Below are 21,749 nucleotides of genomic sequence, written 5' to 3'. Positions count from 1 at the left end.
GGGAAATTAGCCGGAAGTGGTAACGTGAGAGCATCTCGCATGCCCGCTCGAGGGAAAGTTGGTCTCAAGCGGTAACGCGAGAGCGTCTCGCATGCCCGCTCGAGTAAAAATTGTCCTCAAGTGGTAACGCGAGAACGCCTCGCATACCCGCTCGAGTAAAAATTCGCCCGAAGCGGTAACGCGAGAGAACCAATTGAGCAATCTAAGGTCCTGCCACTTCAACCTGCAATTACCTTATCAACTTAAAAACTTATTAATAGCCTGAATACACTTTTTTTCCTCTTCAAAATGAATCATGTGGCCGGATTTTTCAAAAAGGAGGAACTCGCAGCTGGGAATATGAGAAGCTGTTTCCTGTCCCAGCTCAGGGGGATTGATTTTATCTTCTTTTCCGGAGAGTATGAGTGTCGGGGCTGGCAGCTCTTTTAAATCCACTGTGAAATCAAATCCCTTTAATGCATGACTTGCTGTCATTCTTTGAACAGAAGTGAGGCCAGGGGAAAACCTTTTTAAAAGCATAGGCTTTATTTTTTTCAGGAAGGAAGTCCCCGGAGAGAACAACTGTCTGGAAAGTAACCGCCCAAGCTTTAATTCCGACAACTCACTTAGACTTATCCCCTGTCCCTTAAGAAGTTCTTCTACAGACGATCCTGCTCCACGGGACTTAGGGGCAATTAAGATAATCTTTTTAAACAGGTCTGGAGACAGGATTGCTGTCTGCTGGACAATGTAGCTTCCCATCGAGAACCCTATTACATTAACTTTCTCCAGCCCATAATGGCCGATAATCGACTTCAAATCTTCTGAATGATCCTTCAGGCTGTAGTTTACGGGTTTTTCACTCCGGCCGTGACCCCGGCAATCATAAGCGATGACTTTATACTTTTTCTTTAGTCCGTTGATGACAGGAAGCATCGAGGCATGGGAGGAATGAAGGCCATGCAGGACAACAACAGGTTCTCCAGCACCGTCACCGTATGTTCTCACAAAAAGCTTTACCCCGTTGACTTTAACATAAGCCATACACTACTCGCCCCCTTACCTGCACCATTTAAGCCAAGGGTAACTGAGAGAGGCCATAAAGGCAATCGCTTTTTTATAAAATTTAAACAAACGTTTATTTAGAATGGGAAGTTCGATTAAAGACTGTAACTAATGAAGCGGCGCATGGTAAAATTATAGCAGCAGGAAGGGCAGTCAGGAGGGGAACACGATTACTGATTATAATAAAGATGAGAAAAATGAGGACAAGCAGGATAAGCCGGAGAGGCAGGAAGAAGAGCTGTTTTTTGACGGGGAAAGATATTATACAAAAGAGGAATTTTTTAACCCCCCTGAAGACGAAGCAGAAGAAGAACTCAAGCCGAAAAAACAAAGAAAGTGGATAAAGGCGACGATTGCCTCCATTGTAGCAGTTGCAATGCTGAGCAGTGTGTTAAGCATGTGGCCCCAGCTGTTTAATTTTGATACGGTTGAATTTTTAGCCGTATCGAGAGAGCTTTCGCAAAATGAAGACGTCCAGTTATATAAAGAGTCAGTTGTGGTCGTAAGAGCAGGAGACAGCAAAGGGACAGGCTTTTATTTCTCGGAGGACGGCTACATTATGACAAATCATCATGTAATAGAAGATGCGCCTGAAATTCTCGTTGTTTTTGACGGCGGAGAAAGCCATCTTGCGGAGGTTGTTTCAAGCGATCCTGACATTGATATTTCAGTACTCCGGATAAATCCAGAGGATACCGAACGGCCAGCCCTGGAATTTACTGATACATGGGAGCCGGATATGCCGGTTTATATTATTGGTAACCCGCTGTTCTTTAATTATATAGCTAATAAAGGGGAAGTAATCGGGCTCCGGCCAGACCATGGCCAGGGAGCTCCAATGCTGATGCTTGACGCTCCCATTTACAAGGGGAACAGCGGCAGTCCAGTCATAAATCATGAAGGTGAGGTAGTGGCGGTTGTTTATGCTACTACGAGGATAGAACACGGCGGATCGAGACAACGGGTCGGGCTTGCAGTTCCGACAGAGTATTTTGCAGAATACGTAGAAGGCCAGTAAATAACACTGCTGGCTCATCAGATTTTTACTTTTCATATAATCAATCCCCTGGAAAATAACGTAGGTAACCAGAATAAACTCTGGTTGCCTTCGTGGAGTTTTCGGAATTTTCTTTTTCCGGCGGGGATCTGTAATTATTAAGCAAATATAAAGATTAAAAAAATACATACATGGCGGAGCTATAATGAAGACAGAAAGAAGGTATTAAAGATGAATTTGCCACAGCAAAATATTCTCATTGTGGAAGATGACCTGGAAATTGCCCGCATCGTTGCTGATCATCTCCGTAAAGCAGGTTTCCATACTGTCTGGGCGTCAACCGGAAAGGAAGGCTGGGAAGAATTTAAGCGGACGCCGTTTGACCTGGTACTAGTTGATCTTATGATGCCGGAAATGGATGGATTCAGCCTTTCCAGGATGATCCGGCTGGAAAGCGATGTTCCTCTTCTCATTATCAGTGCCAAACATGAAGACGAAAATAAAGTGCTTGGTCTGGATTCCGGGGCTGACGATTATATAACAAAGCCATTCAGCCTGGAGGAGCTTACTGCAAGAGTTCACTCTCACTTAAGAAGGTACAGGCGCTATGAAAATGGAGGAGAAGGAGGCCGGAAAACGACCTACCTGCATGGCCTTACAATCGATTTTACTAACAGGCTTGTGCAGCTGGAAGGCGATCAGGTTCTTCTGACGGCTAAGGAACTTGAACTATTGTTTTTGCTGGCTAAAAACCCTTTCCGGACCTTTTCTAAGCCAGAGCTGTACGAGCATATCTGGCAGCTGGAGGATGTGGACGGTAATAATACAGTTACTGTGCATGTTAAAGGTCTCCGTTCCAAACTGAAGGACGTGAGCAAGTCGCCGAAGTTTATTCAGACAGTATGGGGAGCAGGGTACCGGTTTATTGGCGAGGAAACGACATGAAGATCCGTTCCTGGCTTATGATCAGCTACTTTCTCGTAATGGTTCTTCCTATTGCTGCCCTTTACGGCATCTACGTCAGCCTGACCAATTACGATCAGAAACAAAGCTTTATGGAATATGTGGAGGTATCACAGCTGTTTTCACAGCTTGCCCCGCAGTTAGCAGAAGCATCTCTTTATCAGACGAATCCTCGTGCAGACTATGAACCGGTAAATCAGCTTACAGACGAATCGCTCCGGGTTACTTTGTACAGGCACGATGGATTAAAACTCTATTCTTCATTGGAAACACCGGAACAGAGTTATTTTTACTCAGCGGAACCTGATCAGCTGTATCAGGGGCTGAACGAGATACAGATGAATCACCGGACATATTCCTTAAAGAAACCAGTTTTCCAGGATGGGTCAGTGGTTGGCATTTATGAAATCGTGAAAGGCCGTGAAGAGTGGCTGCAGGGAGTTAATGAGAGAACATCTACTTTATTTATCATCTTCAGCGGGATATTTTTAGTTATTTACGTGGTTGTTATCATCCTTCTTCACCGAAAGCTGAACCGGCCGCTGGAAAAACTTCGTTTGAAAATGGATGCTTTTGCTCAGGGGCATCCAGTGGAAACGGAGACGAAGAGATCCGGTGACGAAATCGGCGAGCTGATGGGCCACTTCGATGAGATGCGGCTTCAGATTGACAGTGCAAGGAAAGAATTACTGAAACAGCAGCAGGAGAAGGAGTTTATTGTAGCTTCTTTATCACATGACCTGAAAACACCCCTTACCGTCATTCAGGCATATACCGAGGCACTTAACGGAGGGAAACTCTCCCTGGAAGAGCGCCGGGAATACAAAGCTGTTTTATTCGAAAAATTGCACTATATGAAGCAGATGCTCGATGATCTGGTAATGTATAATGCCCTGAGCTCCGCGAGACTCAATATGGAGTTCGTGCAGGTGGACGGGGAAGAGTTTTTTGACATGCTGTTGTCCGGCTACGAGGAAGCGGCATCAGCAAAAGGAATTGGCTTAACAGTGGAGCAGGCAGTATCAGGAACATATTCGGTTGATGTGAAGCAGATGATCAGGGTGGCTGACAACCTTGCAGGGAACGCCCTGAGGCATACAGATGCCGGGCGTATGCTGTGGATCGGCGCAGCTTCTGAAAATCAGCCATTGCCAGAGTGGATTTTCCCTAGGATAAAAGAAGAACTGGAATTATGGCGGCGCAACGGGACAGTATTTATCTTTCAGAATGAAGGAGAAGCAGTCCCGGAGGCATGGCTGGAACGCATTTTTGAGCCATTTGTCCAGGGTGAAGATACGAGGGGAAAAGGTGGAAGCTCGGGACTCGGCCTTAATATTTCTAAGATGATCATGGAGCTACATGGCGGGAAAATACGCATATGGTCAAAAAAAGGCTATGGAACTCTTGCTGCCTGCCGTCTTGAGGAAAGGAAGGAATAGGATGAAAAAAATATATTTATTAGCAGTTTCATTGTTTTTATTATTAACAGGAACGGGGTGTGCTGGGGAAATGGCGGCATCTGCAGATGATATTGTAACCAATGTTTTAGAATCAGATAAAGAGATTAATGCTTATTACGGGGAAGGCGAGATGATTTTTTACAGCGGGGAGGATACCTCAGAAAGGTCGTACTTCCAGGAATATGCTGCTGAAGATGGCAAAAGGAAAACTATCTTAATGGATATGGACACAAAGGAAAAGACTATCTCCATAAACGATGGAAAACAAATACTAATCTATGAGGAAGCGGGGGGAACTGCCCATACGATCAATATTGAAAATATGGAGCTTCCCGGCATGATGGCCCCACGGGAGCAGGTTACAAATATGCTGGAGTCCATGAAGGATACCCATACGTACCAGGTCATAGGGGAAGAAGAGATTAACGGGATGCAGACGTATCACCTGAAAATGAAGGCGGACTCAGAGAGCTCTCTTCTTGGAGATATAGAGTTCTGGGTAGACCAGAAAACATGGTTCATGGTAAAAACAAAGTCTGCTGCTGGGGAATTCATGAGTGAAGTGGTTTATACGGATATTGATTTCACTCCTGATTTCGATGACGGAACATTTGTATTAACCCTTCCCGAAGAAATTGAGGTCACCTCTCTTGATGATGTCACTTCCTCCGGCACGTCAGGCACGGTAGATGAGGCCGAGAAAGCATTAGGCAAATCATTTTATTTATTCTCTGATGAAAAAGCGGAAATCGCAAATATAGAAATATACTCAATGTCAGGGATAGTGGATCGGGAGGAAATTTCGATTGATTATCTGATGGATGGCCTGCCAGCCTTTAATTTAACAGTTTTCCCCTCCCCTGAAGGAGCCGAAAAGGATTATAAGGACAGCGAACTCCAGGTGAGAGGCAATCAGGCAGGGTATGAAGAATTAATCAGAGGCCTTATCTGGGATGAAGAGGAGCTGAGATACTCGTTAATAATAGAGAACCCAGAACTGGAAAAAGAAGTAATACTCGAAATGGCTGAGAAAATGATTCTTAGTTCGGAAGAGCAGTAAGAAAATACAGGCCCGAGGTCACGGCAGCCTGCTGTTCCACTGTAGTTTATAGATTGGGAATGTCGGGAAAGAAGAAGATAACTCTTACAATTTGAAGGGGGTTATCTGAAATGGACAGAAAACATTCACCGCATAAACACATGAACGAAAAACACAATGGACTAAGTTCAGCACAGGAAGTTCACTACAGTGCTGATTTTAAGAAGGCAGACCGTGCTGCCCAGAGTGCAAAAAAAGGCAGCGGCCGTTAATATTTTTGTAAAGGTGCCAGCCTCCGGAGCGTGTCGTTCCGGGGGCTGGCTTTTGACTTAGTGCAGACTATGATAGTTTAGTTTGCTTGTCCTGCATTTAGAAATTTCAGGGCAGTTTTGGTTGTGGCGAGTGAGATTTGTCCAGCAAAAGCTCCATAAAATTCCTTTAGTTCCTTTTAAAGGTGAATACCTGGACAAATTCCAGAATAATAGGCTGGATTTGTCCGGCAAAATAGATTTACTGGACAAATCTGGTTCTAGGAAGGGAAATTTGTCCAGCAAAAGCTCCATAAAATTCCTTTAGTTCCTTTTAAAGGTGAATACCTGGACAAATTCCAGAATAATAGGCTGGATTTGTCCGGCAAAATAGATTTACTGGACAAATCTGGTTCTAGGAAGGGAAATTTGTCCAGCAAAAAAGGTTTGCAGGACAAATATTCGCTTAAAGGCAAAGATTTGTCCAAAAAAAGCTCCATAAAATTCCTTTAGTTCCTTTTAAAGGTGAATACCTGGACAAATTCCAGAAAAATAGGCTGGATTTGTCCAGCAAAATAGATTTACTGGACAAATCTGGCCCCGGGAAGAGAAATATGTCCAGCAAAAAGAATTTGCAGGACAAATTTTCCTTTAAAGGTGAAAGTTTGTCCAGAAAACGCTCAGAAAAATTTAAAATAATCCCTTCTGAAGGTAATCCCCTAAACAAATCCCTACAAGCAAGCAATATTCCTTCAGCAGAATAAATTTATAAAGGCTCATTGGTAGTAAAATATCCCCGGCACAGGCAGGCTATTTAATAAGCTCGACCGCAAGAGATTATTCTTCTCCTAACTCGCCGAAGAACCATATCTCACCTTCACTTGAAGCCCCTGTTTCGTCAGCGAGGATTTCTTTATATCCTGAAACCTGCATTTTTTCCGGCACGGCCAGTGCCCATTCCTCCTTCAGGTTTCTGTTCTCCGGGAGAGGGATCCACTTCTGATACTCATTGTCCCGTGTAAAGAATCCTTCAAAATTGGCGGCTCCTTCAAAGATGATGATTTGAGCATTCCAAAGAGCAGGTAAATCTGCGGAGACAAACACATAGTATTTTTCCGGCCCATCAGGCTTGCAGCTGATTAAATGTGCCGCTCTGTCTATTAATGTCTGGATGCATTGACGCTTTACTTTCCGGGGGACCTTCTTTGAAGTTATAAAATTGTAGTCTGCAGGAAGGTGCAAGTGCCAGAAGCCATTATAAAACTCGGCTGGAAAATGTTCCGTTTCCTGTTTAAGGCGGCGGGTGATCGCTTCGGTTTTGCGGCTCAGCCCTCTTATTTTCTTTTTTGTCATCGTGTTATCCCCCTGATTATTAACTTTATTCTCCTGTAAAGAACAGACGTCTCCTTCTGGCAGTGGTCCGCCGGTAACAGTATTCTTTAGTATAAATAAAAACGGGCTTCCGTACCCGGAAAGCCCGTTATTGATATTAACCTCTGCTCACGAACATCGGCAAGTCCGTATGGCCGAGCTCACGTACATAAACAAATAAATTCCCTTTATGGTTTATCTCATGGTCCATGGCAATGCGGAGAAGCTGTCCTGCAGGGAGTTCGGCTCCCAGCATTTTCGTCATGTCCACCATGGCATCAAAATCTTCATCGGACATGGACTGAATAACTTTAACCGTTTCATCAGTATAAAGTTTCGTCAACTGCTGTAAATCCACTTCTTCATTTTCGTCGTGGAGTTTCTTTGCCTCCTGCTTTGCAGCTGCGGAAGCGAACTGATAAAAGCTTGTAAGCATGTGGGTTACAAGGGTCTTCGCGCTCATCGACGTTTCTGTTGGTTTATAGTCATAATCCTCTTTGCTGATTTTTGCTGCCAGCTCATCCGTTACGTTCCGGTGAGATAAAAAGTAGTTTACAAAATTATCACTTTTGCTCATTTTCCATTCCTCCTAAATTCAGGATATGTATCTACCTACAATGTAGCGTAACGCGGCAGGGGAGTCAAAAAATTGACATTTAAGTTTTGCCACCCAGGGGGGTACTCATATAAGGTTGAGAACCTTCTTTTATTCATAAATAAACGGCACCCTCAAAGCTGGATGCCGTTTCATCACTATATTAAACGTCTAATCTTCTCATCAGATCTTCTAATACTTCTTCGTTGTAATCCAGGCAATAGCCTTCAACGTAGTTGTCGTCGATTTGTCCTTTTCCTTCTTCAGCGTATACTCCGATGCTTATTAGCTCTTTGCCCTTTTCCTCGGACGATTCTTTAATATATTGCTTTGGAATATCAGTCTCGTAACTTACATTTTTTTCGTCAAGTACGCCTTTAACTTCCTGAACGAACTTGCCAGGATACTCTTTACTGAGCACGTTTCTTCCGCTGTTATATACATTTACTTCTATCATCTCGCCTCACCCTTCCTTCTTCGTTGATAAAAATCAGTTAAAAGTGTTAAATTACTTCTCCTCGTCAACGAGGGGGATCTGCAGTCAATGAGGCCCCAAAAAGGGTACCTTCTGCTAAATTATTTACCTTGTTTTTGTTTTGTGTAAACTTTCACATAGGGCCAGACCCCCGAACTTTTTTGAGGATGGGTATAATTGCTCTTGCCTGAATAGAAAATTGTTTAGGGTCAATCTTCCTCGTGGAGGGTATAGAAAAAACATAGAGTGTAAAAAAATATAATCTGAGGAAGGTGAATTCAAAATGGTTGAAACTACACTTATTGTGAGCGAAGCTACTGAGCAGCAGCCGATACAGGAGCTGGAATCAGTTTTGATGAATATTGAGGGCATTGAAAGAGCACTCGTCGATACGGATGACGGGGAGGTTAAATTGACTTACAATGAAGAAACGGTTTCTCAGGAAGAAATTATTGATAAGATTAAGCAGGAAGGCTTCACTCTTAAAGGACCGAACCAGGGCGGAGATATAAACGCATAACAAGCATGAGCCTGCCCGGGCTCATGCTTGTTTACTTGCGATGGGATAGTTTAGTCAATTAAAAGTGGGAAATAAGCTGCCCGGATGGAAGTGGAGGAGCCAACCTGCGAAAAGAGAAGATCTATTTGCGAAATTAGCACGCTAACCAGCGAACCAGTATCCAACCTGCGAAATCAGCGTGTCAATCAGCGAAAATAGAGCTTCTGCTTGCGAAACCAGCAGGCCAACCTGCGAAAAAACTAACTGAGAAAGGAGGAATCAAAATGACCAATCACTATAAAACAGCGACCTTTGCAGGAGGGCGATTCTTGTATCTTGTCCGGCCATTCATTGAGTTGGAGGGAACGAAAGAAGTTATTTCGGGTTATGCTTATCCGGCATCAGATGCAGACGGGGGAGAACATAACGATCGCCATAACGGCAACTACCGGGAAGCAGTACAGATAAAATATGATCCAGGCATTACCTCCTATAATAATCTCCTGCATGTTTTCTGGCACCAGATCGATCCCACTGATGGTGGAGGACAGTTTAACGACAGGGGACAACGCTATGCACCTGCAGTGTTTTACCATAATGAAGAACAGAAGCTCCAGGCCGGGAAAACAAAGCGGGATCTGAAAAACAGCGGCCGGTTCCAAACCTCTATAGCTGTTGAAATACTTCAGCTGGAACACTTCTCCTATGCAAGTGAGTTCCATCAGTATTTTTACAAAAAGCATCCTTTCCGCTACAAGCTTCTTGTTGAACGATCCAAACGGGAGGCAGCCCTTAAAGAAATCTGGAAGGACACCGAAAAAGACAGGGAGTTAAGAAAGCGTCTGACCACCACACAGTATAATGTGACTCAGCTTAACAAAACAGAAATGCCATATGAAAATGAGTACTGGGATAACGAAAGAGAGGGACTGTATGTTGATATTGTTTCAGGAGAGCCGCTGTTTTCCACTAAAGATCAGTACGATGCTGGCTGCGGGTGGCCAAGCTTTACAAGTCCGGTAAATAAAAACAGTATTAAAGAAGAAATGGATGTAAGCCACGATATGGTCAGAACGGAGGTGCGGAGTCGGGAAGCTGACTCTCATCTTGGACATCTGTTCCAGGATGGCCCGGTAAAGGAAGGTGGACTCCGTTACTGTATAAACTCTGCAGCACTTCGGTTCATACCTGTAGAGAAGCTGGAAAAGGAAGGATACGGGGAATATAAAAAGTTTTTTTAGCAGCCTATGAGGGTAGTTCCTGATGTAAGCCAGCATGCCTACTGCTTTAGCCTTGTTAACCGTAAAGCAAAGACAGCCAAGCCTCATAGATAAAAATTAATTTTCTCAAAGGAAATCGCAGATCGATCTGGAATTAATTAGTAATAAAACCAGAACGGAGTGATGAGATTGATCAATGAAGTTTTTCAGGCAGCACAGTCGGGGGATGCTGAGAGGCTGAAAAAAATACTTTCGGTAAACGGGGAGCTTGTAAACGAAGAAAACAAGGATGGATTGACACCATTAGGGTTTGCAGCTCACTTTGGCAGAAAAGAGGCTGTACAGGTGTTACTGGATTTCGGGGCAGATATCAACGCGCTTTCCCATTCTAAAATAGAATACATACCTTCAAATACAGCATTACATGCCGCAATTGCCGGCGAGAGGGATATGGATGTTATTAAACTGCTCTTATCCAATGGGGCTAAAACTGTGATTTTTGACAGCAACGGGCATACCGCCCTTCATACTGCCGCTTATCATGCGGATAATCCGGAACTAATCAAGCTGTTAATTGATCACGGGGCAGAGGTTAACGGAAGAGCTGCAGGGGGAAAGACTGCCCTGGAACTGGCAGAGGAACAGATGAACGAAAAAGCTGCCGAGCTGCTGCGAGTATCAGACGCTTCGGCTTGAAGCAGGATGTTCATAAAAGCTTACAGCCAATTGCCGGGTCGGGAGCGGAGCGGGCTGCATAAGAAAAGGCTGCAGGCAATTCGCCTGCAGCCTTTTGGCCCCTCAAAACCATTAGTCCGCTCTTGCAGAATAATCTGCCGGATCGGAATTAATCGAGGTACAAGTCAGATGTACCTGGCTCCACCAGCCCTGATAGTTCAAGCTCAAGGACCAGCTCATACATTTCTTCAGGAGTGAAACCAAAATCTTCATGGCTGACTTCCTGGGCTTCAATCATTGCGATGAATTCCAAGTCTTCGTCAGTAAGATCATAGTCATAATCGTAAGCGGAGTCGTCATAATCTTCATCAAAGTAAAAGTCTTCCTCCATCTCAAGGAAAATCTCACCCATACGGCTCTCAAACTGCATTTCCAGTTCATATGCTACCTCATCAAAGTCGCTTTCCGTAAAGACGACTCTGTCATGTCCGTAGAAGGAGAATTCTGCTCTGTCATATATATATGAGCTGTCTGCAGTTACACTCATGTCTACAGTTACGCCATCCTCTGTAATGGAAATAACGGCTTCTGTATCAGATTCCACTATTCTTCCACTTTCAATTTTGAACCCGGAAACAAAGGAAACAGACAGCTTTTCGATCTCATCAATCATTTCTTCAAAATCGCTGATTACCGACTCAATAGATTCGTCGCTTCCTTTTTCAAAAGCTTCTCTGGCTTCTTCGTCAGCTTCAACTTCCTGAAGAGAATGAAGGATAGAGTGGAGCATCAAGTCCTCATCAAGCTCCAAATAAATTCTGTCGTCTCTTTCAGTAACTAAAGAATCACCGCCGTGCTCATTCAGGTAATCAAAAATATGCTCCAGCATGAATTGAGCTAAATATTCCTCTTCTCCATCTTCAGGAAAAATGCTTTCTTCCAGGTCAAGTGAGTCTGTGAATTTTGCACCCCTTAAAGTATTTTCCAGTACAGGGCCCAACAAAGTATTCACTTCTCTTGAAACCCACTCTCCTGTATCTTCACCATTCGTAAAAATAAGAAGCTCTTGTTCTATTTCAGGAATATAAGGAAGAATATTAAATGCAAAAATATCTACTAATTCAGGGAAAAAGTCTGCATATGGGTCTAAATCAATTGCCAGTTCGTCAGCTTCTTCATCTATGTATAAACCAAACGGCAACTGTAAGTTGATATTCTCTCCCTGAATATCTCCGCTAATTCCATAGGAACCAATCATCTCAATAACTTTAGCTTCTGAATCTACTATTACGGAATTACTGCCCTCGATATTTTGCAGTAAATCTCTCAAAATATCGAAATAGATTTCTTCATCCGGAGATAAATAGAGATCTTCAGGTGATCCGCTAAAATCTATTGTCATAGAAAAATCAGTGTTAACCTGCACGACATCCTCTTCCATAATGTCATTCACAGCTTTAGCCAGCTTGAGTTCCGGAGAAGCAAATGCTGAATAACTCAGGAACCCGCCAATTATCAGTACAGCGAGAACCGCTATACTTATAACAGCTTTTTTCAAACTCATATTTCCACATCCTTAATATTGATAATATTTCCAAAAGTATTGTCTCACAAAAGTCATAGTTCTTATTGCTCTTTTTAACTAGGTATAAAGTACCTTTTTGGATTTTTAAGGAGGACCTTTTTTAGCGAAAGTGGGTGAAAAGTTCATAAGACCTCCTGAAAAAATGTGATTATTAAAGGCTGTATTTGCTTTATTATTATGTGGCGCAAGCCTGGTTAATTCCGGAAATTACATGTGCTGCAGGAAGGGAAGACGAATAGCTTGGGTGAGTGGTAGTATGAAAGGAGAAAAGATATTCCAATACCGTACTGCACGTGAAGGGAGTTAATAACAATGGGAAATATTATAATTAGAGAACTGTCTGATCGACATGAAATTCTGGAAGCTTTTCAGGTGATGAGACAGCTGAGAAGCCATCTTGATGAAGCATCTTATCTTGAGCTTGTAACAGAGGCTAAAGAAAATGCCGGATATGTGATGTACGGTCTTTTTACTGATGGGGAGCTGGCGGCAGTGACCGGGTTTCAGCCGATGACTACATTATACTATGGCCGGTTTATCTGGATATGCGACCTTGTTACAGATTCTGCAAAGCGTTCGGAAGGTTATGGAGAAAAGCTGCTCTCCTTTGTGCATGATTGGGCAAGGAATAATAACTTTGAAAGTGTGGCACTTTCCTCCGGCCTCCAGCGTACAGCAGCCCATCGATTTTATGAAGAAAAAATGTCCTATGATAAAGTAAGCTATGTCTTTAAGCACACGTTAGACTAACAATTATCTCCGCTTCGAGGTCTCTTCGGAAAAGGTCCTGAAACATGTATCAAAGCATAAAATATTCATACGATATAATTTCAGGCCAAAAGGAGAGGTTATATGGGCAAATTAGACCCTGCTAAGCTTTTTAGGGAGTACAGGGACGGAGCCGGTTATTCATCACCTGTTTCCGGAAGGCGGCACACCCTTACTCATTCAGATATAACCGGAGAGCTTTTTCTTACCACAGGGCACCAGTTTGCCTATGATAAAGTGGACCTGAAGATGCGGGACGAAGTTCTTGGAGAATGGCTGCAGAACGACAGAGGATATATTTACTGTGTTTATTTGCATGTGGATGAAAGGCAGTTTACCCTTGAAGAAGCTTCCATCAGAAATCAGGTATTTATCCGGGAACTTCCCCTGGCTTTAGAAGCGGTCAGGTATGGTGACAGCAATTTTTTCAGCAGTTACCCCCAGCTTGATTACGCTCCTGTTATTGTTCACTTTAAGTCTTCTTACCGAAAGTTAAACAGGAGAGAAAACTGGGGAAGCTTTGCTGACTTTAAGAGCAGAGCCAGGTAAAAAAGCATGTGAATCCTCCCGGGGACCACATGCTTTTTCTATAATCTTATATTTCCGCTGTTTAAGGCTGTCTTGCCAGTTCCCATTTCAGCATATTATTTTCTTTTCCGATGGGGACCATCTTTAGTTTCTCCAAAACTTTAATGGAGGGGGAATTATCATCAAGGCATTCAGCTGTCACTTTGTCTACCTCGGGGGAAGTAAACGCCCACCTGATAAGTTCTCCAACAGCTTCCGTGGCATATCCCCGGTTCTGAGCGGAAGGCAGGATTCCGTAGCCTACTTCCACCATTTTCTCAAGTGTTGGCTTTCCTTTAAAGCCAATATCACCGATGATCCTGTCTGTTTCAATGTCGATGACATACCAGACACCCCATCCTTTAAGATGAGGGTTTTCCTTCATTTCCTCCAGATGCATTTTAATATGCGGACCGGCCTCATATTCTGCGGCAGCGACAGTTTCTTCCGTACAAGGGATTAATCTTAATCTTTGTGTTTGCAGTTCCATGTTCTTCTCCTTTTTCCCGCCAGGCTCAGCCTGAACGAATGGTCTGGCAGTTTAAATTTTTTTCGCCTCTTTTGCATCTGACAGGTTTAAAGCAATCATAGTCCTGGCCCCTTCCCGTTTGTATACTTGTATATTACAACGGTGCTTCAAAAAGAGCTATTTATTTTTACGGTAAAAATTAGACAGGGCAGGGTAAAAAGATAATGTCTTCTTCTTAGCGAACGTACGTGCTAAAATTAGATTAATTAATTTTGCGGGAGAAAGAGAACTAATCACGTATTCAGACAGACAGGTGTTGATTAAATGAGCAGGGAGATTCGAATATCGGTCCGGCCGCTGGTGGAATATGCTTTCCGGAGCGGCAGTATTGATGCGGCGTTACAAGTGAAAAATACAGCTCTGCTGGACGGCGTGAAGACTCACCAGCGGGTACAGGGGCAGTACGGCGTAAATGACCGGAAGGAAGTGCCTCTGGAATGTACTGTTGAATATAAGGATTTTACCTTCCAGATTGAAGGCAGGTGCGATGGTCTTCTGAAGGATGAAGAAGGGAAGGTGACCATCGATGAAATTAAATCCTCTCAGCGGGGCGTCGGCCAGATTAATGCGGAGGGAAATGAAGTCCACTGGGCTCAGGCAAAGCTGTACGGGTTTATGTATGCGAAGGATCATAGATTGGAAGATATAGCTGTGCAGGTAACATATGCAGATGTGGATAGTGATGAAATTAAATCCGCTAAAAAGGTATTCACACTGACAGAGCTTGAGATGTTTCTTTATAAGGTGCTTGATGAATACATCAAGTTTGCAAGTGTGAAGGCAGCTTATGAAGAGGTCCGTCAGGCTTCAGTAAAGCAGCTAAACTTTCCTTTTGCAGAGTACAGAGAAGGACAGAGGAAACTCGCAGCCTCTGTATACCAGACTATCCTCGATAAAAAGAAACTTTATGTAAAAGCTCCGACAGGTATTGGAAAAACAATATCGACTGTTTTTCCAGCCGTAAAAGCGATTGGTGAAGGGAAAATTAGTAAAGTCGTGTATGTTACCGCCAAAACAATCACCCGCACTGTCGCAGAGGAGACTTTTGATCTGCTCCGGGAAAAGGGCCTCCGGATGAAAACCTGTACGATTACTGCAAAGGACAAAGTCTGTTTTAAAGAAGAAACGATCTGCCAGCCGGACTACTGCGAATTCGCGGATGGCTATTACGACAGAATTAACGGTGCTATCCTTGATATATTTGAAAACGAAGATAAGTATGACAGGGAGACAATCGAGCGGTATGCCCGGAAGCATACTGTCTGCCCATTCGAGTTTTCTCTTGATCTCTCCATGGTTGCCGACGGGATTATATGTGATTACAACTATATATTTGATCCCCGGGTGGCCCTGAGGAGGCTTTCAGACAGTAACCGGAAAAACTATACCCTGCTCGTGGACGAGGCTCATAATCTCGTTGACAGAGCCAGGTCGATGTACTCCGCTTCATTAAATAAATCCGATTTCCTGTCTGTGAAACGGCTATTCACCGGGAAGGATAAAGGAATATCCACGGTTGCAGGGGAAATAAACTCTTATTTGCTGAAACTGAAAAAAGAAGAAATTCCTGATGAGCGGTATACAACGAGGCAGACGAAGCCGGCTGAACTGGAGGAACTGCTGGAAGGCTTTCTGGAGGCTTGTGAAGCGTGGCTCCTTGAAAACAGAGGCAGTGATTTGTACGAAGATTTGCTCGAGGTATATTTCAACGCAAACAATTACATGAAAATATGCAGGCTGTATGACGACCACTTCATTACTTATTTAGAACAATTTAAGAGTGAAGTGATCGTAAAAATTCTCTGTCTGAATCCATCCAGGCTGCTGAAGGAATACACGAAGAACTACCGCGGCTCCGTTTTTTTCTCGGCAACTCTTATACCAGGCCACTATTATAAGGACATGCTTGGAGGGACAGAGGATGATTATACCCTCGCGCTTACATCTCCGTTTGATAAAGATAATCTTGATGTTTCTATCGCCGGTATTTCGGTGAGGTATAAAGACCGTGAACGGACGAGCGGGAAAATCGCGGATCTCATTTATAAAACCGTGGCTGAGCAAGGGAGAAAAGGTAATTCCCTTGTGTTCTTTCCTTCGTATCAGTATATGAACCTTATTTTTGAAGAGTTTACGGAAAAGTATCCGGACGTGCCTGTCCTCGTTCAGGAAGGTTCCATGAATGAAGAAGAACGGGAACGCTTTTTACAGGAGTTTAAGAGCGGTAACGAAGGTGTTCTTGCAGGTTTCGCTGTGCTTGGGGGAATATTTTCAGAAGGAATTGATCTGAAAGGGGACCGTCTTGGGGGAGTAGTAATTATAGGAACCGGGCTGCCACAGTTTAATACAGAACAGGAGATTATGAAAGAGTATTTTCAGACCGCCGGAAAAAATGGGTATGATTACGCGTATGTTTATCCAGGGATAAGCAAAGTGCTTCAGGCAGGCGGACGTTTAATAAGAACAGAGACCGATACAGGGACGCTTCTTCTGATAGATGACAGATTCCTTACACCTAAATATCAGCAGCTGCTTCCTGCCGAGTGGAGGAATTTCCGGCTTAGATAGCAGGCAAACTTATTTGTTTAAATTGGGAAAAATGAGGAAGCCTACTAGTAGTACTCTTATGGAGGTGGCTGCTTTGGCTGGTAACAACTTCAGAACACCTGAAGGAGAAATCGTTATTCAGGAAAACCCTGTGTCGAGCTGGCTGTTCAGCAATACGAAGTCTGCGTGGATTTGGCTCATTTTAAGGGTTTATCTTGGATATTCCTGGCTCGTTGCTGGCTGGGGAAAAGGTAACCGATGATGCATGGACCGGTGAAAATGCAGGAGCTGCAATCGAAGGGTATATGCAGGGAGCACTTGCAAGGGCAGAAGCTGGTGAAGTTGCAGGATGGTATGCCTGGTTTCTGGAAAGTGTAGTCATACCGAACGCAGCACCATTTGGTTTTATGGTGGCATGGGGAGAAGTACTGGTAGGAATAGGATTGATTGCCGGCTTACTGACAGGCATAGCCGCATTCTTTGGAGCCCTGATGAATATGTCTTTTTTACTTGCCGGTACGGTAAGTACAAACCCTGTCATGTTTACAATCGCAATTTTTCTGATACTGGCCTGGAAGGTTGCCGGCTGGTATGGTCTTGACCGCTGGGCACTTCCTGCTTTAGGTACACCATAAGGAAAAGCGAAAGACTAGAAAATGGAGCATTAACGCCTGGGTTTTAGTATCCAGGCGTTTTGTTTGGGCTCTGGGAGATGCGCTTAGTTGCGGATTGGGTCCGGGGAAGAGCAGCGTTTTTTGCCGCTTAACGGAACGAGGAACCGATGCACCTGCCTGGAGCACGCTTTTTAGCCATTTAGTGGAATGAGGAACCGTCTTGCGTTGTTTTTTTCCATTCAGTTCAAGATGAAAAAGCAATGCAAAATATGAAACTTTCCCAGTTTAATTTCCGTATAAAAGAAAAACAGGCAATGAAGTGTGGTATCTTTAAAACAGGAAACTAATAGTGGAGGGGATTAGTATGTTCAGGTTCTTTAACAGGGTACGTACAATAGTGTCGTCTGAGCTGAACTCATTATTGAATAAGGCGGAGGATCCCGGAAAAATGCTTGACCAGTTCATTCTTGATATGGAAAAGGATATTTCCGAAGTGGAAGCATCTGTTGCAAAGCAGATCGCTAATGAAAAAATGCTGAATAAACAGTATGAAGAAGCTGCTGCTATGGTGGCAAAGCGGGAAGAGCAAGCGGTGAAAGCGCTGGAAGCAGGGGATGAAGGCCTGGCAAGACGAGTGCTGGAAGATAAAAATAAGCAGCAGTCTCAGGCTGATTCTCTCAAACAGCTGCTTGATGAAGCGGTAAAGCTGTCAGAGGAACTGAAGGAAAAGCTTCGGGAGATGAAGGACGAACTGAAGGAAATGAGAATGAAGAAGGATTCCCTGAAGGCACGTTCAGAAAGTGCGAAAGCCCGTGCGAAGGTGAACCGTACGCTGTCAGGTATTGGAACAGGTGCTAAAAGTGGTTTTGAGCGTATGGAGGAGAAAGTTCTCGGGGATGAAGCAGCTGCTGAGGCTTCAGAGGAACTGCGCAGCGAAAACAAAACACTGGATGATGAGCTTGCAGTACTTGATCAGAGCAGCTCTGTAGACAGTGAACTCGCCGCTCTTAAGGCTAAGCTGGGCCAGGATAAAAAGGCTGAGTAAGTGGCGGCCTGAGTATGGTACACAAATTACAGGCGCATTGGATTTTCAATTCAGAAATCCAGTGCGCTTTTCTTTTTTTTTATATATCAGGCAGCCTTTCTTTTAAATAAGAAAATCTGCTACAATTACTACAGATTAAGGGGGGATTTTGGTGGAAGATAAGAAGATGGGAATCATTTTTATTTTAAGCGGCTTTGCTCTGATCATGCTGACCTTCGTTATTCCTCTTCCAAATATAGTTTTGGTTATCATGCTTGCGGCAAGTATGGTTTTTAATATAGCAGGAGTCGTGAAGCTGATGAGGATGATCAGAAACTCGGAGAACAAACGGGAAAATTAGGACGGCTTTGTTCCAAAACCGTCTATCCAGATCGAGCTTCCGTGGAACTCCCCGCCGTAAAACATGAGTGGAAGTGAGGATGCCCAGGCGGGGATAACGGACGCTAATATCCAATTTAGATTAACTAACAATCAGTGGGGGATAAACAAAACCTCCACTGATTGATGTTGCACTTTATAAACAGCCAGGAGGAAATTGCTTTGTTGCAGAAATGTAAGATATGTGAAGAAAGGTTTAAATGGAGCCAGGTATATAAATCTGTATTATTTTCATACAAGCCCATTGTCTGTGAGAACTGCCGGGCCAGGCATGAGGTGAAGTCTGTTTCGAAGACAATTGTTGCTGTGATTACAATTATAGCCGGTATCTTTTTCTTTAGTATATTCCTTAGTGGAATGCCGTCCTTTCCGGCATTCGTATCTGTTCTTGTTTTCGGGTTTTGTATTTCTGTATTATTTCCATTTATTACAAGGTACGAGTTGGACCATTCAGGCAAAAAGGCTTAGAGAGCTGAACTCTCCAAGCCTTTTTATCATTTGAGGTGTTAAAACTTCCGTCCGCCTCCGCGTCCGCCGAAGCTTCCACCGCCGCCACGGCCGCCAAAGCCGCCACCGCCTCCTCTGGAACCAAAGCCTGAACCACCGCCCCGGCTTCCGCCGCCAAAGCCACCGCCGAAACCGCCACCGCCTCCAAAGGTGTTATTTCGCTGGGCAGTACGTGCCGCCCGTCTTGCTGCTTCCATTTGCCTTCGGTGTTGAATCCGGCGATATTCTTCGCGCATTTCATCCACGATTCTTCTTCCAATGCTGACTTCGTGCATTGCCTGCTCGTAATTTCCAGTATTAATATAATTCCTGATTTGTGCTTCGCACGCCTGAAAACGATTTTTGTAGGAAGTCATCATTGTACGGAGTCCAAGCCGTCTTTCTGCTTCACGGTATGAGCCCTGCAGGCTGTCCAGCTCACGGGTTACTTTCTGTTTTTCACGTATCATTTGCTGAATCTGATTGTCTGCTTCACGAAGGAGCTGCTGCTCATGCGAAAGGCGATCTGATATTTCAGCCAGGTTTACTGGTTGTTTATCTGCTTCCTCGTGGAGGAAGTTAATTTCCTTTTCTAAAGATGTAAGAGGATGCATATCAAGCGGCAGACCGTGTTTCTGCTTGTCATTGAACACTCTCTGCAGGTCATTATTTAAAGAAATAACAGATTTTTTCAGCCCTTTCAGCTGCCCGGTCAGGTCGTTACAGGTGCTGAAACATTCGCTGTGCAGCTTTTCCACCGAAGCAAGCATCTGGAGAGTTTCATTCATCTCTGCATATGCCTGTTTGTACTGCTGAACGTCCGGCTTAAGGTTTTCTGCAATGAACGGCAGCTTAGCTTCAATATTCTGCACGAGATTCTTCATATCAAAAAATCTTCGGTTAAGATGCTCCCAGTGATTTTCTGTAAAAGAAACCCGGAGTTTTTCCAGCTCAGCAGCAAAACTGCTATCCAGGTTTTTATACTGAGGCAGGGTACTGTTTACATTTTCATAAGCCTGTTTAGTCTCGTTCCTGTATTTCACAAGCGCTTCCGTCTTCTCTAAAGCTGCGGTAAGCGAGTTGAGAACAGCAGTTTTAGTGTTTTGTGCCCTGGCTGCATCGCCTTCTGCAAGAGTTGCTTCAAACTGGGAAAAATAATGCCGTGCTTCTTCGATAACAGAATAAGGATCTTCGTCTGCAAGCAGGAGTTTTTCTTCCGCTGCCAGTCTTCTAATCTCAGCATCTCTTTCTCTAATTTGTTCCTGAAGATCACTCTTCTCTTCAGCGAGAGTTTTAATCGCTTCAGAATCCTTAGAGACTTCTGCTATCCTGTTTTCCGCTCCGGCGATGCCTTCGTATGCTGCTGCGAAGTCAAACGACTCATCAAGCTTAACGACTTCTTCCAGAGCCGAAGCGGCTTCGCCAAGTTTTTCTTTTAAATGGCTGAAAGGCATAGAAGTCTCTTCCTGAAGCATGCTTACAGCCGCAGAAGAACGGGCCAGTGTCTCTTTCATGCTGCTGATTTTCTGGGTTGTTTCAAGCTCTTTACTGGATAATAATTTGAGCTCCCCACTCAAGGCTTCAAGTTCCCCGCCTTGTTCCTTCGTCCATTTTCCAAGTTTGCTTATTTCCTGTTTTACAGAGGACAGCGACATTGAAGTTGTTTCCTGGCCTTTTTTCTTACCTGCTGGTAAAAATGAAGCACTTAATGTCCGGAATTTCTGCTTTGATAAAGACAGCTGAAGTTTATCAAGGGCAGTTTCTCTGTCTTTTACATGGTTTAGTAAGCTGAAGAAGTTTTCTTTTAAAGCAATGAACTGCTGCTGGGTAAGTCCTCTGCTCAATTCACTGCGGTCTTTAGCCTCAGAATATGGAGTGAGGACATTTGCAAGGAGGGAATTATGCGCATCCTTCACTGCCTGCAGTTCCTTGTTAACTTTTTTAGCGCTGCTTAATAAATAAATGATACGCCCCCCAATAACAACCAGGAACAAAACGAGAATGGCATAAAGAAATCCCCCGCCAAAACCGCCTGATGCCGGGGCAGTACCAACTGCCCCTTCGTTTGAATTTTCTTCCGATGCTTCAGCTGCAGGGGCAGAAGGGGCAGCTTCTGAACCTGAGGCTTCCAGGCGCATTTCTTCCAGCTCTTCTACTTTGAGAACAAGATCTGCAATGCCGTCAGCGAACCTTTCATCATAGGCGGCCGGCAGGAACGTACTATCGATCAGTTCTCCAAACGGGTCAGTGGAGGAGAGCTGGCTGATTGCTTCATCAATTTCCGATCCAGGAGCCACATTCATATGGATTTCTCCTTCAGCGGCTGAAATCAGAATTGCTGTGTCAAAGCCTTCATCACTCACTGAACGAAACAAACTGAGGGAAGCATCCCTTATCGGCGTCCCGTTAAGGCTTTCAACCGTACTCACATAATAGTCAAAAACAGTATCTGAAAAACGTGTTTCAAGTTCCTGTATTTCTTCCAGGGACAAAAAATTCCCTTCGTCATCAACGGTTATATCTGCGTGGACGATTTCCGGGCCGAATATGAATAATACAATAAGCGCGCTGACAACCCATTTAAGCATGAGTTTCAAAACTATCCCCTCCCAAAACCTGCAGCTTGAGGCTGAGGTATGTAATC

General features: G+C 44.0%; 21 protein-coding genes and 1 pseudogene. 15 read left to right on the top strand and 7 right to left on the bottom strand.

Translation table 11 applies throughout. The features are described from left to right. Window positions 1-237 precede the first annotated feature (237 nt). Window positions 238-1,023 (bottom strand): alpha/beta fold hydrolase, encoded by a 786-nt coding sequence (locus BK582_RS03955; protein WP_078593088.1) that lies wholly within the window; start codon window positions 1,021-1,023, stop codon window positions 238-240. A gap of 397 nt (window positions 1,024-1,420) precedes the next feature. Here BK582_RS03955 and BK582_RS03950 point away from each other — a divergent pair, with 397 nt between their 5' ends. From BK582_RS03950 to BK582_RS03930, 5 genes are all read left to right on the top strand, one after another. After that, on the top strand, window positions 1,421-2,062 hold the full coding sequence (locus BK582_RS03950) for a S1C family serine protease (RefSeq protein ID WP_078593087.1): 642 nt from the start codon (window positions 1,421-1,423) through the stop codon (window positions 2,060-2,062). Window positions 2,063-2,272: 210 nt separating this feature from the next. After that, complete coding sequence (locus tag BK582_RS03945; RefSeq protein WP_078593086.1) at window positions 2,273-2,986, top strand: response regulator transcription factor; 714 nt, start codon at window positions 2,273-2,275, stop codon at window positions 2,984-2,986. After that, window positions 2,983-4,443, top strand: coding sequence for a HAMP domain-containing sensor histidine kinase (locus tag BK582_RS03940; RefSeq protein ID WP_078593085.1), 1,461 nt, complete (start codon window positions 2,983-2,985; stop codon window positions 4,441-4,443). The genes BK582_RS03945 and BK582_RS03940 overlap by 4 nt, the downstream gene beginning before the upstream one ends. 1 nt (window position 4,444) lies before the next feature. Further along, window positions 4,445-5,524 (top strand): LolA family protein, encoded by a 1,080-nt coding sequence (locus BK582_RS03935; protein ID WP_078593084.1) that lies wholly within the window; start codon window positions 4,445-4,447, stop codon window positions 5,522-5,524. A gap of 110 nt (window positions 5,525-5,634) precedes the next feature. Then, the gene (locus tag BK582_RS03930; RefSeq protein WP_078593083.1) at window positions 5,635-5,775 is read left to right on the top strand and encodes a YfhE family protein; all 141 of its coding nucleotides are present in this window, start codon (window positions 5,635-5,637) and stop codon (window positions 5,773-5,775) included. 813 nt (window positions 5,776-6,588) lie between these two features. On the opposite strand, the gene BK582_RS03925 is transcribed toward BK582_RS03930, so the two are convergent. The 3 genes from BK582_RS03925 to BK582_RS03915 all read right to left on the bottom strand — a co-directional run bounded on the left by BK582_RS03925 (window position 6,589) and on the right by BK582_RS03915 (window position 8,174). After that, window positions 6,589-7,104, bottom strand: coding sequence for a DUF3916 domain-containing protein (locus BK582_RS03925; RefSeq protein WP_078593082.1), 516 nt, complete (start codon window positions 7,102-7,104; stop codon window positions 6,589-6,591). A gap of 136 nt (window positions 7,105-7,240) precedes the next feature. After that, window positions 7,241-7,699: a DinB family protein gene (locus tag BK582_RS03920; RefSeq protein WP_078593081.1), complete on the bottom strand. Its 459-nt coding sequence runs from the start codon at window positions 7,697-7,699 to the stop codon at window positions 7,241-7,243. 181 nt (window positions 7,700-7,880) lie between these two features. After that, window positions 7,881-8,174: a hypothetical protein gene (locus BK582_RS03915; protein WP_078593080.1), complete on the bottom strand. Its 294-nt coding sequence runs from the start codon at window positions 8,172-8,174 to the stop codon at window positions 7,881-7,883. A gap of 301 nt (window positions 8,175-8,475) precedes the next feature. Here BK582_RS03915 and BK582_RS03910 point away from each other — a divergent pair, with 301 nt between their 5' ends. The 3 genes from BK582_RS03910 to BK582_RS03900 all read left to right on the top strand — a co-directional run bounded on the left by BK582_RS03910 (window position 8,476) and on the right by BK582_RS03900 (window position 10,607). Then, entirely contained in the window at window positions 8,476-8,712 is a 237-nt protein-coding gene (locus tag BK582_RS03910) for a heavy-metal-associated domain-containing protein (RefSeq protein ID WP_078593079.1), read from the top strand. A 263-nt stretch (window positions 8,713-8,975) separates the two neighbouring features. Further along, window positions 8,976-9,932 (top strand): peptide-methionine (R)-S-oxide reductase MsrB, encoded by a 957-nt coding sequence (msrB, locus tag BK582_RS03905; protein ID WP_078593078.1) that lies wholly within the window; start codon window positions 8,976-8,978, stop codon window positions 9,930-9,932. 162 nt (window positions 9,933-10,094) lie between these two features. Then, window positions 10,095-10,607 carry an ankyrin repeat domain-containing protein gene (locus BK582_RS03900; RefSeq protein WP_078593077.1) on the top strand — a complete coding sequence of 171 codons (513 nt, stop codon included), beginning with the start codon at window positions 10,095-10,097 and terminating at the stop codon, window positions 10,605-10,607. A gap of 148 nt (window positions 10,608-10,755) precedes the next feature. Here the strand turns inward: BK582_RS03900 and BK582_RS03895 are convergent, their stop codons facing one another. After that, complete coding sequence (locus tag BK582_RS03895) at window positions 10,756-12,150, bottom strand: hypothetical protein (RefSeq protein WP_078593076.1); 1,395 nt, start codon at window positions 12,148-12,150, stop codon at window positions 10,756-10,758. 333 nt (window positions 12,151-12,483) lie between these two features. Between BK582_RS03895 and BK582_RS03890 the strand changes: the two genes are divergently transcribed. Further along, window positions 12,484-12,921 carry a GNAT family N-acetyltransferase gene (locus tag BK582_RS03890; RefSeq protein ID WP_078593075.1) on the top strand — a complete coding sequence of 146 codons (438 nt, stop codon included), beginning with the start codon at window positions 12,484-12,486 and terminating at the stop codon, window positions 12,919-12,921. Window positions 12,922-13,023: 102 nt separating this feature from the next. Continuing rightward, window positions 13,024-13,488 (top strand): staygreen family protein, encoded by a 465-nt coding sequence (locus BK582_RS03885; protein WP_078593074.1) that lies wholly within the window; start codon window positions 13,024-13,026, stop codon window positions 13,486-13,488. Between the two features lie 61 nt (window positions 13,489-13,549). On the opposite strand, the gene BK582_RS03880 is transcribed toward BK582_RS03885, so the two are convergent. Then, window positions 13,550-13,996, bottom strand: a complete 447-nt coding sequence (locus tag BK582_RS03880) for a GNAT family N-acetyltransferase (protein WP_078593073.1) — start codon at window positions 13,994-13,996, stop codon at window positions 13,550-13,552. Between the two features lie 303 nt (window positions 13,997-14,299). Between BK582_RS03880 and BK582_RS03875 the strand changes: the two genes are divergently transcribed. From BK582_RS03875 to BK582_RS03855, 5 genes and pseudogenes are all read left to right on the top strand, one after another. Beyond that, window positions 14,300-16,603, top strand: a complete 2,304-nt coding sequence (locus BK582_RS03875) for an ATP-dependent DNA helicase (RefSeq protein ID WP_078593072.1) — start codon at window positions 14,300-14,302, stop codon at window positions 16,601-16,603. Window positions 16,604-16,661: 58 nt separating this feature from the next. Beyond that, window positions 16,662-17,217: pseudogene (locus tag BK582_RS03870) on the top strand (DoxX family protein). Between the two features lie 343 nt (window positions 17,218-17,560). Beyond that, entirely contained in the window at window positions 17,561-18,241 is a 681-nt protein-coding gene (locus BK582_RS03865; protein ID WP_078593071.1) for a PspA/IM30 family protein, read from the top strand. A gap of 151 nt (window positions 18,242-18,392) precedes the next feature. After that, the gene (locus BK582_RS03860; protein ID WP_078593070.1) at window positions 18,393-18,581 is read left to right on the top strand and encodes a hypothetical protein; all 189 of its coding nucleotides are present in this window, start codon (window positions 18,393-18,395) and stop codon (window positions 18,579-18,581) included. A 200-nt stretch (window positions 18,582-18,781) separates the two neighbouring features. Then, a complete protein-coding gene (locus tag BK582_RS03855; RefSeq protein WP_167553336.1) occupies window positions 18,782-19,087 on the top strand; it encodes a TIGR04104 family putative zinc finger protein in 306 nt (101 codons plus the stop codon). 38 nt (window positions 19,088-19,125) lie between these two features. Here the strand turns inward: BK582_RS03855 and BK582_RS03850 are convergent, their stop codons facing one another. Then, window positions 19,126-21,693 carry a septation ring formation regulator EzrA gene (locus BK582_RS03850; protein ID WP_244895483.1) on the bottom strand — a complete coding sequence of 856 codons (2,568 nt, stop codon included), beginning with the start codon at window positions 21,691-21,693 and terminating at the stop codon, window positions 19,126-19,128. Between the last annotated feature and the right edge of the window lie 56 nt (window positions 21,694-21,749).

It is taken from the genome of Evansella clarkii, from assembly GCF_002019695.1.
Taxonomy (GTDB): Bacteria; Bacillota; Bacilli; order Bacillales; family Salisediminibacteriaceae; genus Evansella; species Evansella clarkii.
This window is presented reverse-complemented; position numbering and strand designations above follow the sequence as displayed.

Coding starts and splice junctions, on each gene's coding strand:
- BK582_RS03875 (WP_078593072.1), top strand. CDS start 14,300: ATGAGCAGGGAGATTCGAATATCGGTCCGGCCGCTGGTGGAATATGCT.
- BK582_RS03895 (WP_078593076.1), bottom strand. CDS start 12,150: ATGAGTTTGAAAAAAGCTGTTATAAGTATAGCGGTTCTCGCTGTACTG.
- BK582_RS03850 (WP_244895483.1), bottom strand. CDS start 21,693: ATGCTTAAATGGGTTGTCAGCGCGCTTATTGTATTATTCATATTCGGC.
- BK582_RS03865 (WP_078593071.1), top strand. CDS start 17,561: ATGTTCAGGTTCTTTAACAGGGTACGTACAATAGTGTCGTCTGAGCTG.
- BK582_RS03890 (WP_078593075.1), top strand. CDS start 12,484: ATGGGAAATATTATAATTAGAGAACTGTCTGATCGACATGAAATTCTG.
- BK582_RS03915 (WP_078593080.1), bottom strand. CDS start 8,174: ATGATAGAAGTAAATGTATATAACAGCGGAAGAAACGTGCTCAGTAAA.
- BK582_RS03935 (WP_078593084.1), top strand. CDS start 4,445: ATGAAAAAAATATATTTATTAGCAGTTTCATTGTTTTTATTATTAACA.
- BK582_RS03930 (WP_078593083.1), top strand. CDS start 5,635: ATGGACAGAAAACATTCACCGCATAAACACATGAACGAAAAACACAAT.
- BK582_RS03945 (WP_078593086.1), top strand. CDS start 2,273: ATGAATTTGCCACAGCAAAATATTCTCATTGTGGAAGATGACCTGGAA.
- msrB (WP_078593078.1), top strand. CDS start 8,976: ATGACCAATCACTATAAAACAGCGACCTTTGCAGGAGGGCGATTCTTG.
- BK582_RS03885 (WP_078593074.1), top strand. CDS start 13,024: ATGGGCAAATTAGACCCTGCTAAGCTTTTTAGGGAGTACAGGGACGGA.
- BK582_RS03940 (WP_078593085.1), top strand. CDS start 2,983: ATGAAGATCCGTTCCTGGCTTATGATCAGCTACTTTCTCGTAATGGTT.
- BK582_RS03950 (WP_078593087.1), top strand. CDS start 1,421: ATGCTGAGCAGTGTGTTAAGCATGTGGCCCCAGCTGTTTAATTTTGAT.
- BK582_RS03880 (WP_078593073.1), bottom strand. CDS start 13,996: ATGGAACTGCAAACACAAAGATTAAGATTAATCCCTTGTACGGAAGAA.
- BK582_RS03900 (WP_078593077.1), top strand. CDS start 10,095: ATGAGATTGATCAATGAAGTTTTTCAGGCAGCACAGTCGGGGGATGCT.
- BK582_RS03920 (WP_078593081.1), bottom strand. CDS start 7,699: ATGAGCAAAAGTGATAATTTTGTAAACTACTTTTTATCTCACCGGAAC.
- BK582_RS03925 (WP_078593082.1), bottom strand. CDS start 7,104: ATGACAAAAAAGAAAATAAGAGGGCTGAGCCGCAAAACCGAAGCGATC.
- BK582_RS03910 (WP_078593079.1), top strand. CDS start 8,476: ATGGTTGAAACTACACTTATTGTGAGCGAAGCTACTGAGCAGCAGCCG.
- BK582_RS03955 (WP_078593088.1), bottom strand. CDS start 1,023: ATGGCTTATGTTAAAGTCAACGGGGTAAAGCTTTTTGTGAGAACATAC.